General features: G+C 74.1%; 14 protein-coding genes. 8 read left to right on the forward strand and 6 right to left on the reverse strand.

Annotation, left to right across the window (positions count from 1 at the left end; all coding sequences use genetic code 11):
• Positions 1–8 precede the first annotated feature (8 nt).
• The 4 genes from hutU (at position 9) to hutI (ending at position 5,846) form a co-directional block, all read left to right on the forward strand.
• Entirely contained in the window at positions 9–1,673 is a 1,665-nt protein-coding gene (hutU, locus tag OG896_RS25070; RefSeq protein WP_329368930.1) for a urocanate hydratase, read from the forward strand.
• A 182-nt stretch (positions 1,674–1,855) separates the two neighbouring features.
• Positions 1,856–3,055 carry an allantoate amidohydrolase gene (locus OG896_RS25075; protein ID WP_329374243.1) on the forward strand — a complete coding sequence of 400 codons (1,200 nt, stop codon included), beginning with the start codon at positions 1,856–1,858 and terminating at the stop codon, positions 3,053–3,055.
• Entirely contained in the window at positions 3,046–4,449 is a 1,404-nt protein-coding gene (locus tag OG896_RS25080; RefSeq protein ID WP_329368932.1) for a formimidoylglutamate deiminase, read from the forward strand. Before OG896_RS25075 ends, OG896_RS25080 begins: the two co-directional genes overlap by 10 nt.
• A 200-nt stretch (positions 4,450–4,649) precedes the next feature.
• Positions 4,650–5,846: an imidazolonepropionase gene (gene hutI, locus OG896_RS25085; RefSeq protein ID WP_329368934.1), complete on the forward strand. Its 1,197-nt coding sequence runs from the start codon at positions 4,650–4,652 to the stop codon at positions 5,844–5,846.
• Positions 5,847–5,967: 121 nt separating this feature from the next.
• On the opposite strand, the gene OG896_RS25090 is transcribed toward hutI, so the two are convergent.
• Positions 5,968–6,549, reverse strand: a complete 582-nt coding sequence (locus OG896_RS25090) for a TetR/AcrR family transcriptional regulator (protein ID WP_328464749.1) — start codon at positions 6,547–6,549, stop codon at positions 5,968–5,970.
• Positions 6,550–6,767: 218 nt separating this feature from the next.
• Between OG896_RS25090 and OG896_RS25095 the strand changes: the two genes are divergently transcribed.
• The gene (locus OG896_RS25095) at positions 6,768–9,074 is read left to right on the forward strand and encodes an MMPL family transporter (protein WP_329368937.1); all 2,307 of its coding nucleotides are present in this window, start codon (positions 6,768–6,770) and stop codon (positions 9,072–9,074) included.
• A gap of 432 nt (positions 9,075–9,506) precedes the next feature.
• Here the strand turns inward: OG896_RS25095 and OG896_RS25100 are convergent, their stop codons facing one another.
• Positions 9,507–10,442 (reverse strand): SigB/SigF/SigG family RNA polymerase sigma factor, encoded by a 936-nt coding sequence (locus OG896_RS25100; protein ID WP_443057267.1) that lies wholly within the window; start codon positions 10,440–10,442, stop codon positions 9,507–9,509.
• A 261-nt stretch (positions 10,443–10,703) separates the two neighbouring features.
• On the opposite strand from OG896_RS25100, the gene OG896_RS25105 reads away from it, so the two are divergent.
• On the forward strand, positions 10,704–11,072 hold the full coding sequence (locus OG896_RS25105) for an STAS domain-containing protein (RefSeq protein ID WP_329368940.1): 369 nt from the start codon (positions 10,704–10,706) through the stop codon (positions 11,070–11,072).
• 142 nt (positions 11,073–11,214) lie between these two features.
• Positions 11,215–11,718 carry an ATP-binding protein gene (locus tag OG896_RS25110; protein WP_328464739.1) on the forward strand — a complete coding sequence of 168 codons (504 nt, stop codon included), beginning with the start codon at positions 11,215–11,217 and terminating at the stop codon, positions 11,716–11,718.
• Between the two features lie 78 nt (positions 11,719–11,796).
• Here the strand turns inward: OG896_RS25110 and pdxR are convergent, their stop codons facing one another.
• Positions 11,797–13,299 carry a MocR-like pyridoxine biosynthesis transcription factor PdxR gene (gene pdxR, locus OG896_RS25115; RefSeq protein ID WP_329368942.1) on the reverse strand — a complete coding sequence of 501 codons (1,503 nt, stop codon included), beginning with the start codon at positions 13,297–13,299 and terminating at the stop codon, positions 11,797–11,799.
• 46 nt (positions 13,300–13,345) lie between these two features.
• Here pdxR and OG896_RS25120 point away from each other — a divergent pair, with 46 nt between their 5' ends.
• The gene (locus OG896_RS25120) at positions 13,346–13,894 is read left to right on the forward strand and encodes a carboxymuconolactone decarboxylase family protein (RefSeq protein ID WP_329368944.1); all 549 of its coding nucleotides are present in this window, start codon (positions 13,346–13,348) and stop codon (positions 13,892–13,894) included.
• A gap of 175 nt (positions 13,895–14,069) precedes the next feature.
• On the opposite strand, the gene OG896_RS25125 is transcribed toward OG896_RS25120, so the two are convergent.
• The 3 genes from OG896_RS25125 to OG896_RS25135 form a co-directional block, all read right to left on the reverse strand.
• Positions 14,070–15,257: a dipeptidase gene (locus OG896_RS25125; protein ID WP_329368946.1), complete on the reverse strand. Its 1,188-nt coding sequence runs from the start codon at positions 15,255–15,257 to the stop codon at positions 14,070–14,072.
• A 73-nt stretch (positions 15,258–15,330) separates the two neighbouring features.
• The gene (gene purE, locus OG896_RS25130) at positions 15,331–15,864 is read right to left on the reverse strand and encodes a 5-(carboxyamino)imidazole ribonucleotide mutase (protein ID WP_329368948.1); all 534 of its coding nucleotides are present in this window, start codon (positions 15,862–15,864) and stop codon (positions 15,331–15,333) included.
• Positions 15,857–16,987, reverse strand: a complete 1,131-nt coding sequence (locus OG896_RS25135) for a 5-(carboxyamino)imidazole ribonucleotide synthase (protein ID WP_402451080.1) — start codon at positions 16,985–16,987, stop codon at positions 15,857–15,859. The genes purE and OG896_RS25135 overlap by 8 nt, the downstream gene beginning before the upstream one ends.
• Positions 16,988–17,022 lie beyond the last annotated feature (35 nt).

A 17,022-nucleotide genomic window follows, 5' to 3' on the forward strand; every position in this document is an offset into this window, starting at 1 on the left:
CTTGCCCGATGACCGGACCGAGGCCGGTACGCGCACCGCGCGGCACGGAACTGAGCGCCAAGGGTTGGCAGCAGGAAGCCGCGCTGCGGATGCTCCAGAACAACCTGGACCCCGAGGTCGCCGAGCACCCCGACAAGCTCGTCGTCTACGGCGGCACCGGCAAGGCCGCCCGCGACTGGAACTCCTTCGACGCCATGGTGCGCACCCTGCGCGGCCTGAAGCAGGACGAGACCATGCTCGTCCAGTCCGGCCGCCCGGTCGGCGTCATGCAGACCCACGAGTGGGCGCCCCGGGTGCTGATCGCCAACTCCAACCTGGTCGGCGACTGGGCCAACTGGGAGGAGTTCCGCCGCCTCGAAGCCCTCGGCCTGACCATGTACGGGCAGATGACCGCGGGTTCGTGGATCTACATCGGCACCCAGGGCATCCTCCAGGGCACCTACGAGACCTTCGCCGCCGTCGCCGCCAAGCGGTTCGGCGGCAGCCTGGCCGGCACCATCACCCTCACCGCCGGCCTCGGCGGCATGGGCGGCGCCCAGCCGCTCGCGGTCACCATGAACGGCGGCGTGGTGATCTGCGTCGACTGCGACCCGCGCGCCATCGACCGCCGGATCGAGCACCGCTACCTCGACGTGCGCGCCGACTCCCTCGACCACGCGCTGCGCCTGGCCACCGAGGCCCGCGACGCCCGCCGCCCGCTGTCCATCGGCGTCCTGGGCAACGCCGCCGAGGTCGTGCCGCAACTGCTCGCCATGGGCGCCCCTGTCGACGTGGTCACCGACCAGACCTCCGCGCACGACCCGCTCGCCTACCTCCCGCTCGGCATGGACTTCGCCGACATGGCCGACTACGCGGCCGAGAAGCCCGCCGACTTCACCCAGCGGGCCCGCGAGTCCATGGCCCGGCACGTGGAGGCGATGGTCGGCTTCCAGGACGCCGGCGCCGAGGTCTTCGACTACGGCAACTCCATCCGCGGCGAGGCCAAACTCGCCGGATACGAGCGGGCGTTCGCCTTCCCCGGCTTCGTGCCCGCCTACATCCGCCCGCTGTTCTGCGAGGGCAAGGGCCCCTTCCGCTGGGCCGCCCTGTCCGGAGACCCCGCCGACATCCACCACACCGACCGGGCGATCCTCGACCTGTTCCCCGAGAACGAGTCGCTGGCCCGCTGGATCAAGCTGGCCGGCGAACGCGTCCACTTCCAGGGCCTGCCCGCCCGCATCTGCTGGCTCGGCTACGGCGAACGGGACCGCGCCGGCGAGCGGTTCAACGAGATGGTCGCCGACGGCACCCTCAAGGCGCCCGTCGTCATCGGCCGCGACCACCTGGACGCCGGCTCCGTCGCCTCCCCCTACCGGGAGACCGAGGGCATGCTCGACGGCTCCGACGCCATCGCCGACTGGCCGCTGCTCAACGCCATGGTCAACGTCGCCTCGGGCGCGTCCTGGGTCTCCATCCACCACGGCGGCGGCGTCGGCATCGGCCGCAGCATCCACGCCGGGCAGGTCACCGTCGCCGACGGCACGCCGCTCGCCGCGGAGAAGATCCGCCGGGTGCTCACCAACGACCCCGGGATGGGCGTCATCCGCCACGTGGACGCCGGATACGACCGCGCCGAGGAAGTGGCCCAGGAGCGGGGCGTGCGGGTGCCCATGCGGGAAGGCGACGCCACATGAGCGACGCCGCGGGGAGCCCGGGCGCGGAACGCCCGGGCGCGGAAGGCAGGGGCGCGGAACGCCCGGGCGCGGAAGGCAGGGGCCCGCAGCGCCCGGAGGACCGGCGCCGGCCCGCCGCGGCACCCGGGCGGCGACATGACCCGGCCGCGGAGCCGCAGGTGCGGGCCCCCGGGTTCCAGACGATGTGGCGGGAGCTGGCCGCGGTCGGCCGCGACGCCGGCAGCGGCGGCTACCGCCGCTACGCCTGGACACCCGCCGACACCGACTGCCGCGCCTGGTTCCGCGAGCAGGCCGGCGTCCGCGGCCTGGACTACGAACTCGACCGCAACGGCAACCAGTGGGCCTGGCTCGGCGACCCCGCGGCCGGCGACGCCGTGGTCACCGGCTCGCACCTGGACTCCGTGCCCGACGGCGGCGCCTTCGACGGCCCGCTCGGCGTCGTCTCCGCGTTCGCCGCGATCGACGAGCTGCGCGCGCGGGGCGCCGCGCCGCGCCGGCCGCTCGCGGTGGTGAACTTCGGCGACGAGGAGGGCGCCCGCTTCGGCCTGGCCTGCGTCGGCTCCCGGCTGACCGCGGGTCGGCTCACCGCCGAGGACGCGCGCGACCTGCGCGACGCCGACGGTGTCACGCTCGCCCGCGCCATGGAGCGGGCCGGACAGGACCCCGACGCCATCGGCGCCGACCCCGAACGCCTCGCCCGCGTCGGCGCGTTCGTCGAACTGCACGTGGAGCAGGGCCGCGCCCTCGACCTCGGCGGCCACCCGGTCGGCGTGGCCTCCGCGATCTGGCCGCACGGCCGCTGGCGCTTCGACTTCCGCGGCGAGGCCAACCACGCGGGCACCACCCGGCTGGAGGACCGGCACGACCCGATGCTGACCTACGCCGGCACGGTGCTCGCCGCCCGCGAGCAGGCCCGGCTGGCCGGCGCGCTCGCCACCTTCGGCAAGATCGCCGTGGAACCGGGCGGCGTCAACGCCATCGCCTCCCTGGTCCGCGGCTGGCTCGACTCCCGCGCCGCAGACGAGGAGACCCTCGCCGCGGTCGTGGCCGGGATCGAGCGGGCCGCCAGGGACAGCGGCGCCCGCGACGGCGTCGCCGTCGACGTGGTCCGCGAGTCCTTCACCCCGGAGGTCGAGTTCGCGCACGCCCTGCGCGACCGGCTCGCCGCGCTGCTCGGCGCGGACGCGACGCCGGCCCCGGTGCTGCCGACCGGCGCGGGACACGACGCCGGAATCCTCGCCACGGCGGTGCCGACCGCCATGCTGTTCGTACGCAACCCCACCGGCGTCTCGCACTCGCCGGCGGAGTTCGCGGCCGAGGACGACTGCGCCGCGGGCGTCACCGCGCTCGCCGACGTACTGGAGGGGCTCGCGTGCCGGTGACGTACTGGCTGGAGCACGCCTGGCTCGACCCGCTGGTCGAGCCGGGCGTGCTGCTGACCGCCGACGGCGGCCGGATCACCGAGGTGCGCACCGGCGCCGCCTCCCCGCCGCCGGGCGCCACCGTGCTGCGCGGCCTGACCGTGCCGGGGCTGGCCAACGCGCACAGCCACGCCTTCCACCGCGCGCTGCGCGGCACCGCCCAGGTCGGCGGCGAACCCGGCACGCCTCCGCCGGGGCGGAACGACCCGGCGGTCGGCGCTGCGCGTCCGCCGACCTCGTTCTGGACCTGGCGCGAGACCATGTACGCCACCGCCCTGCACCTCACCCCCGACTCCTACTTCGACCTGGCCCGCGCGGTCTACGCCGAGATGGCGCTCGCGGGCATCACCTGCGTCGGCGAGTTCCACTACCTGCACCACCAGCCGGACGGCACCGCGTACGCCGACCCCAACGCGATGGGCGAGGCACTGATCGCGGCCGCCGCCGACGCGGGTATCCGGATCACCCTGCTGGACACCGCCTACCTGCGCGGCGGCCTGACAGCGGACGGCTACCTCCCGCTGGAAGGCGTGCAGCGGCGCTTCGGCGACGGCACGGCCGACCGGTGGTACGACCGCTGGTCGCGGCTCCGGGGCGGCGAGCACGCCAGGATCGGCGCGGCCCTGCACTCCGTGCGGGCCTTCTCCGACCGCGACGGCTACGCCGCCTTCGCGGAGCGCACCAGGGACGTGCCGGTCCACGTCCACCTGTCCGAGCAGCCCGCCGAGAACGGGGCGTGCCTGGCCGTGCACGGCCGCACCCCGGCCCGGCTGCTCGCCGACGCGGGCCTGTGGGGACGGAACACCACCGCGGTGCACGCCACCCACCTCACCGACGACGACATCGCGGTGCTCGGCGGGGCCCGCGCCACGGTGTGCATGTGCCCCACCACCGAACGCGACCTCGCCGACGGGATCGGCCCCGCGCCCGCGCTTCAGCGGGCCGGCAGTCCGCTGACCCTGGGCAGCGACAGCCACGCCGTGGTGGACCTGCTGGAGGAGGCCCGCGCGATGGAGCTGAACGAGCGGCTGCGCACCCGGACCCGCGGCCACTGGTCCGCCGCCGATCTGCTGCGCGCGGCCACCGCCGACGGCCACGCCTGCCTCGGCTGGCCCGAGGCGGGCCGCCTTGAGCGGGGCGCGCTCGCCGACTTCACCACGATCGCGCTGGACTCGGTCCGTACCGCGGGGCCACCGCCCCGGCTCGCCGCCGAGACCGCGGTATTCGCGGCGACCGCGGCGGACGTCCGGCACACGGTGGTGGCGGGCCGTCAGGTCGTGGCGGACGGACGGCACCTGCTCGTGCCGGACGTGGCGGGTGCGCTGGCCACCGCGATCGCCGCCGTACGCGGCTGAAGGCGGGGCGCGCGCGTGCGAAGCCCGTCCGGCCGTCGCCCGCCGAGCCGCCACCTCGACCCGCGGGGACACCGGAACCCGCCGGTCGCGGCCGCGCCGCGGAGGACCCCCGTGCCCCCGCGAAACGGCCCCGAACCCCGGCGGGCACCCGCGCCACCGCGGGCGCCCACGCCCACGCGAGCACCACGAAGGAGCAGGCCATGACGGTCAGCACGGCCATCACCGACATCGGCAGCCTGATCACCAACGACCCCTCCCTCACCAGCGCGGACAACCCTCTCGGCCTGATCCAGGACGCCGCCGTCGTCATCGAGGGCGACCGCGTCGTCTGGACCGGTGCTTCCAGCAAAGCACCCACCACTGACAATCGGGTCGACGCCGGCGGCCGCGCACTGCTGCCCGGCTTCGTGGACTCCCACGCGCACCTGGTCTTCGCGGGCGAGCGCGGCGCGGAGTTCGCCGCGCGGATGGCCGGGCGCCCGTACAGCGCGGGCGGCATCCGCACCACCGTGGCGGCCACCCGGGCCGCCTCCGACGCCGAGCTCGCCCGCAACCTCGCCCGCTACCTCGCCGAGGCCCGGCGGCAGGGCACCACCACGGTCGAGGTCAAGTCCGGCTACGGCCTCACCGTCCACGACGAGGCCCGCGCGCTGCGGATCGCCGCCGAGCAGACCCCGGAGACCACCTACCTCGGCGCCCACGTCGTCGCCCCCGAGTACGCCGACGACCCGGCCGGGTACGTCGCCCTCGTCACCGGCCCGATGCTCGACGCGTGCGCGCCCCACGCCCGCTGGGTGGACGTGTTCTGCGAGCGGGGCGCCTTCGACGGCGACCAGGCGCGCGCGGTGCTCGAAGCGGGGCTCGCCCGCGGCCTGACCCCGCGCGTGCACGCCAACCAGCTCGGCCACGGCCCGGGGGTCCTGCTCGCCGTCGAACTCGGCGCCGCGTCGGCCGACCACTGCACCCACCTCACGGACACCGACGTGGACGCTCTCGCGAGCGGCGGGACCGTCGCCACGCTGCTGCCCGGCGCCGAGTTCTCCACCCGCGCCGCCTACCCCGACGCCCGGCGCCTCCTCGACGCGGGCGCGACCGTCGCGCTGTCCACCGACTGCAACCCCGGATCGTCGTTCACGTCCTCGATGGCCTTCTGTGTCGCCGTCGCCGTCCGCGACATGGGCATGACCCCCGACGAGGCGGTCCGCGCGGCCACCCAGGGCGGCGCGCGCGCCCTGCGCCGTACCGACGTCGGGACGGTCGCCCCCGGCGCTCGGGCCGACCTCCACCTGCTGGACGCCCCCACCCATGTGCACCTCGCCTACCGGCCCGGCGTCCCGCTCACCGCGGCGGTGTGGCAGGGGGGCGAGCGGGTCCGCCCGGACCAGCCGCCGCTGTGACCGCGTGCGGGTGCCGTGACCGTACGGCGGCGGGCTCCGTGCGTGCCGGTGCCGGTGCCGGTGCCGGTGCCGGTGCCGGTACCTGTGCCGCGGCCGTACGCCGCTACGCGCGGCCGGGGGCTCAGGCCCTGGCGGGCGGCACCCGCAGGATGCGCAGCAGGGTCGAGGTGAGGGCCTCGCGCAGTTCGCGGTCGGTGAGGTCCATCAGCTCGGCCAGGCAGTCCGGCACGGTGAACACCGCGTTGTAGGCGAGCCGTTCGGCGCCGCTGGGCTGCTCGCCGAAGAGCAGGTGGAGGCCGCGCTCGCGCATCGTGAGCACCTGGGTCTTCTCCGGGTGCACGGGCCGCTCGGGGTCGGTGGAGGCCATCACCATGTTCTGCCGGTTGGCGACGAGGAAGTCCACGAAGCCGTGCACCACGTGCTCGATCCTGGCCCGCCGGCCGCGCAGCGCCGCCGCTTCGTCCAGCAGCGTGCCCATCCGCTCGATGCCGGGCATCAGGGCCGCGTGCAGGATGTCGTTCTTCGCCCGGAAGTGGTAGTAGACGGCCGCCTTCGTCAGACCCAGCTCGTCGGCGATCATCTGGAGCGAGGTGGCGCTGTAGCCGAGTTCCGAGAAGAGCCGCTGGGCCGTGTCGAGGATCTGCTGCCGTGTCTGCTCGGCCTGCGCCGCGCGACTGGTCAGGCCCTTGGCCGACGTCGCCATGGCTGCGTTCCTCCTTCGTCCCCCTTGAGTCCGCAGCATACAAGCCACCGGACCCGCCGTCACCAGATCGCACACCGAGCTGCCGCCCTGCCGCCGGACCTGCCGCCCCACCTGCGCGCCCGCGTCGTCCGGCTGATCGCGGCATGACGATTTCACCGGCCTCCGGCTGGTGAATCACCTGCCGCTGGCCAGTCATTCACTTGACGAGCGGCTAGTGAATGCTTAGCGTCGTCGAGCAGGTCGGCAACCGCGCCGACCTGCCGTTCGGATGTACGGGAGACGTGGGGAAGTCACTTATGTCCAGCTATCTGTACCGCCTCGCCCGCTTCTCCTACCGGCGACGCGTCCTCGTTCTCGTGCTGTGGCTGGTGGCCGCGATCGCCGCCGTCACGATCGCCCAGGTGAGCGGCGGCAAGACCAACGACGACTTCACGATCCCGGGCACCGAGGCGCAGAAGGCGTCCGACGTGCTGAGCGCCAAGCTCCCCGCGTTCAGCGGCGGGCAGAGCACCATCGTCTTCGCGGCCAAGAAGGGCGCCACGCTGACCACGCCCGCCGCCCGGGACGAGATCCGTACGGCGATGACCAAGCTGTCGTCCGTGCCGCAGGTGTCGAAGTCCGTGGACCCGTTCACCGGGCGCCTGGTCTCCAAGGACGGCCGGATCGCCCTCGGCCAGGTCCAGTGGACCGCGAAGCCACCGGACGTCAAGGACGCCAACCTCGACGCCATGCAGGACGTGATGAAGCCGGTGCGCGCCGCCGGCCTGGAGGTCGAGTACAACGGCAGCGTCTTCCCGGGCTGGCGTTTCGAGGTCTCCGAGACGCCCGAACTGATCGGCCTGGTGATCGCGTTCGGGATTCTGATGGTCACCTTCGGCGCGTTCGCCGCCGCCGGCATGCCGATCATCAGCGCGATCATCGGGGTGATCACCACCCTGATGGGCGTCACGGCGGCGGCCTCGGTCATCACCATCGCCTCCGCCTCCACCACCGTCGCCCTGATGCTCGGCCTGTCCTGCGGCATCGACTACGGCCTGTTCATCCTGTCCCGGCACCGCGCCAACCTGCTGCGCGGCGTGCCGCCGGAGGAGTCCGTGCCACTGGCGATGGGCACCGCGGGCAGCTCGGTGGTCTTCGCCGCGCTCACGGTGATCATCGCGCTGTGCGGGCTGACCGTGGTCGGCATCCCGTTCCTGACCGTCATGGGCCTGGCCGCGGCGGCCTCGGTCCTGGTGGCGCTGCTCATCGCGCTCACCCTGCTGCCCGCGCTGCTCGGCTTCGCCGGGCGCCGGGTGGCCCGCTTCAGCCGGCTGCCGAAGTTCGGCGCGCACGCCGAGCGGGTGGCCCGCCGTACCGCCGCCGACCCGAACAGCACCGCGGGCGCCGGCTGGTCGCGGTTCGTCGTACGCCACCGGGTGCTGGTCACCGTCGTCGGCGTGGTGCTGCTCGGCGTGCTGGCGATCCCCGCCACGAGCATCCGGCTCGGTCTGCCGTCCGGCGCCTCGCAGCCGACCGACAACACCCAGCGCAAGGCGTACGACCTGACCACCGAGGGCTTCGGCGCCGGCTTCAACGGCGCGCTGCTGATCGTCGCCCAGGACGTCTCCTCGCCGTCGGACACGCTGAAGATCTCCGCCGCGCTCGGCCGGCAGGCGGACGTCGTCCAGGCCACCCCGATCGCCGCGCAGAACGGTGTGGCGCTGATCCGGGTGATCCCGAAGTCCGGGCCGAACGACTCCGCCACGCAGGACCTGGTGCACACCCTGCGCGACAACCGGACGACGATCGAGTCCGGCACCGGCGCGCACATCCTCGTCGGCGGCACCACGGCCTCCAACATCGACGTGTCCGCGAAGCTCTCCAGCGCGCTGCCGGTCTTCCTGATCGCCGTCGTCGGCCTGGCGTTCGTCCTGCTGACCTTCGCCTTCCGGACCATCCTGGTGCCGCTGAAGTCGATCGTCGGCTTCCTGCTGTCGATGGCCGCCGCGCTCGGCGCCCAGGTGGCGGTCTTCCAGTGGGGCTGGGGCCGGCACCTGCTGGGCATCACCCCGAGCGAGACGATCAGCTTCCTGCCGATCATCATGCTCGCGATCATCTTCGGACTGTCCAGCGACTACGAGGTGTTCGTCGTCTCGCGGATCAAGGAGGAGTTCACCCGGCACGGTGACGCCCGCGCGGCCGTGCAGCGCGGCACCGCGCTGTCGGCCCGGGTGGTCACCGCGGCCGCGCTGATCATGTTCTCGATCTTCGTGGCCTTCATGTTCACCAGCAATCCGACCATCCAGGCGATCGGCTTCAGCTTCGCGGTCGGCGTGTTCCTCGACGCCTTCGTGGTGCGGCTGACCCTGGTCCCCGCGGTGATGGCCCTCATCGGTGGGCGGATCTGGTACCACCCGAAGTGGTTCGGCCGCTGGGTGCCCGACTCGGACATCGAGGGGCAGCGCCTCGAAAAGCGGCTGGCCGACGGGGACTTCGGTGCCGAGGCGGCGAAGGCGGCGGAGAAGTCGAACGTGGCGGGCCGGTAGCGGCAGGCGCGCGTGGACGTGCGGGTGGTTGGCCGTCCCGGTGCCCGGCGGGCACCGGGTCGGCCGGCGGTCGGAGCGGGGACGTCCCACCGCCCTGGGCAAGAGCCGCATCCCGCCCGCGCGGCGCTCGCGAGCTGGGCCGTCGAGCACCACGAGGAGATCGAGACGAGCAGGTCCGAGTACGGCAACCGGCCCCGCTGACCACCCCGACGGGGGCGTTCTGCGGGGCCGGTGGGCCGCCGGGGCGGGCGGGCCCTAGGCCGTGTTTTGGAAGTAGCGCCGTCCGCCCAAAGGGCGGGGCCCGTGGCGTCTGGTGCGTGCGATCGCAAGGCGGAGGGTTGTCCTCGTAGTGGGCCTACTCGGACAAGCCCGACAACGAAGCGAGCGTGCGTGCCAGGCGCCACGGGCCAGGCGGGACTTCCAAAACACGGCCTAGTCCTCGACCAGCAGGCCGCGGCGCAGCCGGGCGAGGGTGCGGCTGAGCAGGCGGGAGACGTGCATCTGGGAGATGCCCAGCTCCTCGCCGATCTCGGACTGGGTGAGGTTGCCGACGAAGCGCAGCGAGAGGATGGTCCGGTCCCGGGCCGGCAGCTTGGCGATCAGCGGCCTCAGCGACTCGATGTACTCGACGCCTTCGAGGTCGTGGTCCTCGTAGCCGATCCGGTCGGCGAGCGCGCCCTCGGGGTCGTCCTCGGTGGGCTGGGCGTCCAGCGAGCTGGCGGTGTACGCGTTGCTCGCCGCCATGCCCTCGATCACCTCGTGGTCGGGCAGGTCGAGCCGGTCGGCCAGTTCGCGCACCGTCGGGCTGCGGTCGAGCTGCTGGGCCAGCTCGTCGCCGGCCTTGGCGAGGTCCAGCCGCAGCTCCTGGAGCCGCCGCGGCACCCGCACCGACCACGAGGTGTCGCGGAAGAACCGCTTGATCTCGCCGACGATGGTGGGCATCGCGAAGGTCGGGAACTCTACCCCGCGGGCCAGCTCGAACCGGTCGATCGCCTTGATCAGGCCGATCGTGCCGACCTGGACGATGTCCTCCATCGGCTCGCTGCGGCTGCGGAACCGGGAGGCGGCGAACTTCACCAGCGCGAGGTTCAGCTCGACGAGCGTGTTGCGGACGTAGCTGTACTCGCCGGTGCCCTCCTCCAGGGACTGGAGGCGGCCGAAGAGCGTCTTGGACAGCGCCCGCGCGTCCACCGGGCCGATCTCGTCGTAGGGCGGGATCTCGGGCAGATCGTCGAGTTCGAGGCCGTGGTGTTCGAGGCCGTGGTGTTCGACGTCGGCGTGGGCGTGCTCGCCGTCGTCCTCGCCGTGGTCAGGACCGGCGTGTTCGTGGCCGATGTGTGCCGCCTCGTGCGTCTCCTCGCCGAGCATCCCCTCCCAGCGGGCGGGGAAGCCCCCCTGTCGCTCCTGGTCCTGATCCGGGCCGAGCCGGGGTGTCATGCGCTCATCCCTCTCTTGCGGCGCGGGTGTCTTTCCTCTGCCGTACTTCAGCCCTACCGCCATCCGGCGGTGTCCCGCAAGTCCGGGGGCTTGCCGGATCGACTACCGCACGCACCCGGGAACGCGTAGGGTCGGGCTCGCGTCACCCGGGGGCGCAGGGTGTGTGACCAGGGACGCAGCGAGGGAGAGCAGATGGACCAGGAGGCGGTGGGCACCGCCGGTCTCGGCCGGCTGCACGTCGAGGTGGGGCAGCAGGGCAGCAGTACCGTTTTCACCCCGTCGGGAGAGCTCGACCACCACACCGCCGACCTCCTCGCCGAGCCGATGACCGCGGCCGTCGACGGGGGCGCGATCCGTCTGGTGGTGGACTGCTCGGGCCTGGAGTTCTGCGACTCCACCGGGCTCAACGTCCTGCTCGGGGCGCGGCTCCAGGTCGAGGCGCGTGGGGGCACGGTGCACCTGGCAGCCATGCGGCCGACGGTCGCACGGGTATTCGAGATCACCGGCGCAGACGCGGTGTTCACCGTGCACGAAACGCTCGACCAGGCACTCCAGGAGTAGCGGGGTCGGGGACGGGGGCAAGCTGCATGAGAGGAACCAGCCGGATCGCACGCGCATTGGTCGCCTGTGGCGCGTGTTCCCGGAGATCGACCGGGCAGAAGACAGTTCGGACCCAGCCGGACATCCGTGAGGTGAGGCCAAGATGAGCACCACCCGGCCGTACGCCGCGGGTGACCACGCGCCCGACGCGGGCGACGGCGACGGCGAGAGCGAGTCGGACGTGGATCTGCGGGCGCCGGAGCCGGTACGGCGGCTGGCGCTTTCCGGGGAGAGCGGGATCGTGCCGCGCGCCAGGGACTTCACCCGCCAGGCGCTGCGCGACTGGGGCTGGCTGCCCGGGTCCACCGCCGACCGCAAGGCCGCCGCCGAGGACGTCCTGCTGGTCGTCTCCGAACTGGTCACCAACGCGTGCCTGCACGCCGGGGGGCCCGAGGAGCTGCGACTGCTGCGCAACGGCAAGGCGCTGCGCCTGGAGGTCGTCGACGGCGGCAGCGGCGAGCCCGCGCCGCGCTCCCCGCACCGCGCGGGCCGTCCCGGCGGCCACGGCATGTTCATCGTGCAGCGGCTCTGCCTGGACTGGGGCGTGGTCCGCGACGGTGAGCGCCCGGGCAAGACCGTGTGGGCGGAGCTGGCGGCTCCGCAGTAGTCGTCCGCGCGCCGCCGCGGGCGGGGGCAAGGACGGAACGCTGGGCCCGACCGCGGCCGCGCCCGGGGTGCGGCCGCGCTACGGCCTGGTCAGCGCGGCCATGAGCGCGTCCAGCGCCGCCGGGTACGCCCCCTCGCCCGGCGTGCCGTATCCGATGATCAGACCTTGCGGGCGGTCCGCCGCCGCTGACGTGTGCGCGGGCCCCTGTTCGGGCGGGCCGCCCTCGTGCGGTCCGTCGTTCTCGTGCCAGTGGTCGCCCAGCGTGCCCACCGCCAGCCCCAGCCGCGCCGCGCGCCGCCGGATCTGGGCCTCCGCCGGTTCGCCCGGCGGCAGGGTCAGCAGGGCGTGCAGGCCCGCAGCGATCCCGTCCAGGCCGTACGGCCCGCCCTCGCCGCCTTCGGGCCCCGTGCCGTACGCCCGCCGCAGCCGTGCCACCAGCAGGTCGCGGCGCCGGCGGTAGCGCAGCCGGCCGGCCCGCACCTGGCGGTCGTAGCCGTGGTCGCGGATCAGCTCGGCGAGGGTGAGCTGGCCCAGCGCGCCGGTGTGGAAGTCGCTGTGCAGCTTCTCCTCGGCGACCGGCGCCACCAACCGCGGCGGAAGGACCATCCAGCCCAGCCGCAGCGCCGGGCCGAGCGTCTTGGAGGCGGTGCCGACGTACACCACGTGGTCGGGCGCGGTGCCCTGGAGGGCGCCCACCGGCTGGCGGTCGTACCGGAACTCCCCGTCGTAGTCGTCCTCGACCACCAGGCCGCCGGTCTCCCGGGCCCAGGCGGTCAGCGCGTGGCGGCGCGAGGGGTGCAAGGTCACGCCCGTCGGGTACTGGTGCGCGGGGGTGACCACGACCGCGTCCACCGCGCCCGCGCCCGTGGCGAGCCGGTGGGTGCGCGCGCCGCGCTCGTCGGTGGGCAGCGGGACTACCCGGCCGCCGGCCCGCCGGACCACCTCGCGGTGGAAGGGCAGCCCCGGGTCCTCCATGGCGACCGTGCGCGCCGTGACCCGCACCAGCAGCGCGAGCGCCTGGACGTATCCCGAGGTGACGATGATCCGCCCGGGCTCCGCGACCACCCCGCGGGTCCGCCCCAGGTACTCCGCCAGCGCCGTCCGCAGCTCGATCCGGCCGCGCGGGTCGCCGTAGTCGTACGCGGCCGAGGGAGCCGCGCCCAGGGCCCGCCGGGTCGCCCGCATCCAGGCGGCGGTGGGGAAGGAGGTCACGTCGGGGCTGCCGGGCCGCAGGTCGTGGCGGGGGACGGGGGCGGGGCCGCCGCCGTCGCCCGGGTGCGCGGCCGGCGGTCCGGGCCGGTCGGCGACCACGGTGCCCGAGCCCTGCCGCGCGTCGAGGTAGCCCTCGGCCACGAGCTGGTCGTACGCGGCCTTGACGGTGCCGCGCGCCACCCCGGTGTCGGCGGCGAGCCGGCGGGTGGACGGCAGGCGCGCGCCCGGGGCGAGCCGGCCGTCGCGGACCGCGTCCCGCAGCGCCCGCTCCAGCGCGGCGCGGCGGCCGCCCTGCCCCGGGCCGGTCGGCAGGTCGAGGTGCAGGTCCACACCTGCGGCACCCGTCGAAGTGGGCCAGGATTCGCGCATGGAAATGGATCTTATCCGCGGTCCATTCCGGCCCTAGGTTCGCCCTATGAGCAACGACACCAGCACCGCGAAGACCACCGAGCCCGCCACCGACGCGGCTCCCGCCACCGACTCCGCTGCCGGGAGCGGCAGCGCGGCCGACGCCCGCGTCGTGCCGCCGGTCCGGTTCGCCGTCGACACCCTCGCCCCGCACATCAACCGCGCCATGAACGCCCTGGACGCCGCCTCCCGCAAGGTCGGCCTGGAGGCCCCGCTGCTCGAACTCGTCCGGACCCGCGCCTCGCAACTCAACGGCTGCGCCTACTGCGTCGACACCCACACCAAGGACGCCCGCTCGGGCGGCGAGAGCGAGCAGCGGCTCCACGCGCTCGCGGTCTGGCGGGAGACGCCGTTCTTCACCGCCCGCGAACGGGCCGCCCTCGCGCTGACCGAGGCGGCCACCCGCCTGACCGACGGCCCGGTGCCCGACGCCGTCGTGGACGAGGCGGCGGAGCACTTCGGCCCCACCGAACTGGCCGAGCTGCTGTGGACGATCACCGTGATCAACGCCTGGAACCGGCTCGGCGCGGTGGCCCGCCCCTGGCCGCTGGCGTGAGCGGCGCCTGAACGGGCGGAACGCGCGGGTGCGGACAGGTGCGGACAGGTGCGGACGGGGGCGTCGGAGCGGCGCAGGGGAGCGCTCCGACGCTCCCGCCGGCCCGACGGCCGCGCCTGCCGGCCTTCGCCGCTCTCCGCGCCGTCCCGTGGGTCGTGGGTCGTGGGTCGCGGGGTCAGCCGTCGAGCTGCCCGATCGTCGCCGCCGACGGCCCCCGCTCGGCGCGCAGCCCGGCCGCCGCCGACTCCGCGTCGCGCAGCACCCGTACCGCGTTGTGCCAGGTGAGCTTGGCGATGTCGGCGTCGGACCAGTTGCGGTCGAGCAGTTCGGCGATCAGGTGCGGGTAGCCGGCCACGTCGGAGAGGTCGGTGGGGGTGAAGGCGGTGCCGTCGTAGTCGCCGCCGATGCCGAGGTGGTCGACGCCGGCCACCTCGCGCATGTGGTCGAGGTGGTCGGCGACCGTGGCCGCGGTGGCGGTCGGACGGGGGTGCGCGGCCTCGAAGGCGTGCTGCACGTCCATGCCGGCCGGGGTGGTGTCCAGCGGGTGCAGGCCGTGGGCGCGCATGTTCGCGTCCGCCTCCAGGGTCCACTCGATCGCGGCCGGCAGGATGAACTTCGGCACGAACGTGGCCATCGCCACGCCGCCGTTGCCGGGCAGCAGCGCGAGCACGTCGTCGGGGATGTTCCGCGGGTGGTCGCAGACGGCGCGGGACGAGGAGTGCGAGAACAGCACCGGCGCCTGCGCCACCCGCAGCGCGGCGCGCATGGTGTCGGCGGAGACGTGCGAGAGGTCCACCAGCATGCCCAGCCGGTTCATCTCGCGGACCACCTCCTCGCCGAAGGCGGTCAGCCCGTGCGCGGCGGGCTCGTCGGTCGCGGAGTCCGCCCAGGGGGTGTTGTCGTTGTGGGTGAGCGTCATGTACCGCACGCCCAGCGCGTACAGGGCGCGCAGCGCGGCCAGCGAGCAGTCGATGGAGTGCCCGCCCTCGGCGCCCATCAGGGAGGCGATCCGGCCCGAGGCGCGCGCGGCCTCCATGCCGTCGGCGCTGGTCGCCAGGTACAGGTCGTCGGGGTAGCGCTCGGCCAGCCGGTGCACCACGTCGATCTGTTCGAGGGTCGCGGTGAGCGCCGCGCCGCCCTTGAGCGACACCGACACGTACACCGACCAGAACTGCGCGCCCACCCCGCCGGCCCGCAGCCGCGGCAGGTCGGTGTGGGTGCGGGCGGTCTGGTCGGCGGCCAGGTCGAACCGGTCCAGGTCGTACGCGACCTGCTCGCGCAGCGCCCACGGAAGGTCGTTGTGGCCGTCCACCACGGGGTGGGCGGCCAGCAGGTCACGGGCGCGGTCGAGGAGGCGGTCCACGGCAGTACTCCAGGTGCGTGCGGCGGCGCGCACCCTGGGGGCGCGCACCGCGACGGGTCGTCGGTCCGCGCGGCTACCGGGCGAAGCCGAAGCCCGCGGTCCCCTTCACCTTCGCACGCAGCCGGTTGCCCTTCTCCGTCGCCTGCTCGGTCAGCGACGTCTGGAACTCGCTCATCCGGGTGCGCAACTGCGTGTCATGGGCGGCCAGGATGCGGACGGCCAGCAGCCCGGCGTTGCGCGCGCCGGCCACCGACACCGTGGCGACCGGGACGCCGGCCGGCATCTGCACGATCGACAGCAGCGAGTCCATGCCGTCCAGGTACTTCAGCGGCACCGGCACGCCGATGACCGGCAGCGGGGTGACGGCGGCGAGCATGCCCGGCAGGTGGGCGGCGCCGCCCGCGCCCGCGATCAGCGCCTTGAGGCCGCGGTCGGCGGCCTGCTCGCCGTAGGCGACCATCTCGTGCACCATCCGGTGCGCGGAGACGACGTCGACCTCGTAGGGCACCGAGAACTCGTCCAGCGCCTCGGCGGCGGCCTCCATCACCGGCCAGTCGGAGTCGGAGCCCATCACGATGCCGACGAGGGGGGACGGCGCTTCACTCATCGATGGTTCCTCGCAGGTAGCCGGCCGCGTGGCTCGCGCGCTCGCGCACGTCGGCCAGGTCGTCGCCGTAGGTGTTGACATGGCCGACCTTGCGGCCGGGCTTCACGTCCTTGCCGTACATGTGGATCTTCAGGCCCGGGTCGCGGGCCATGCAATGCAGGTACGCCGGGTACATGTCGGGGTAGTCGCCGCCCAGGACGTTGGCCATCACCGTCCAGGGCGCGCGGGGGCGCGGGTCGCCGAGCGGCAGGTCGAGCACGGCGCGCAGGTGGTTGGCGAACTGCGAGGTGGCCGCGCCGTCCATGGTCCAGTGGCCGCTGTTGTGCGGGCGCATCGCGAGTTCGTTGACGAGCACCGCCGGGGTGCCGTCGGGCCCGCGCACCTCGAACAGCTCGACCGCCAGGTGCCCGACCACGCCCAGCTCGTGGGCGATGGTCAGCGCCAGCCGCTGGGCGCTCGTGGACAGCTCGTCCGGCAGCCCGGGCGCGGGGGCGATCACGGTGTCGCAGACGCCGTCCACCTGGATCGACTCGACCACCGGGTACGCCACCGCCTGGCCGTGCGGCGAGCGCACCACGTTGGCGGCCAGCTCCCGGACGAAGTCCACCTTCTCCTCGGCGAGCACCGGCACCCCGGCCTTGAACGGCTCGGCGGCCTCGGCCCCGGACCGGACGATCCACACGCCCTTGCCGTCGTATCCGCCGCGGGCGGTCTTCAGCACGACCGGGAACCCGGCGCCCTCCTCGGCGAACCGCACCACGTCGTCGGGGTCGGCCACGACCCGGTTGCGCGGGCAGGGCACGCCGATCTCGGCGAGCCGGCGGCGCATGACCGCCTTGTCCTGGGCGTGCACCAGGGCGTCGGGGCCGGGCCGCACCGCGATGCCGTCGGCCTCCAGGGCGCGCAGGTGCTCGGTGGGCACCTGTTCGTGGTCGAAGGTGATCACGTCGCAGCCCGCGGCGAAGGCACGCAGGGTGTCGAGGTCCCGGTAGTCACCGACGGTCACGTCGGCCACCACCTGGGCGGCGGAGTCCTGGGGGGTGTCGCTGAGCAGCCGGAACCGGATGCCGAGCGGGATACCCGCTTCGTGGGTCATGCGGGCGAGCTGGCCGCCGCCGACCATGCCGACTACGGGGAATGTCACGATGTGTGTCCTGC

This window comes from Streptomyces sp. NBC_00669, assembly GCF_036226785.1.
Lineage (GTDB): Bacteria > Actinomycetota > Actinomycetes > Streptomycetales > Streptomycetaceae > Actinacidiphila.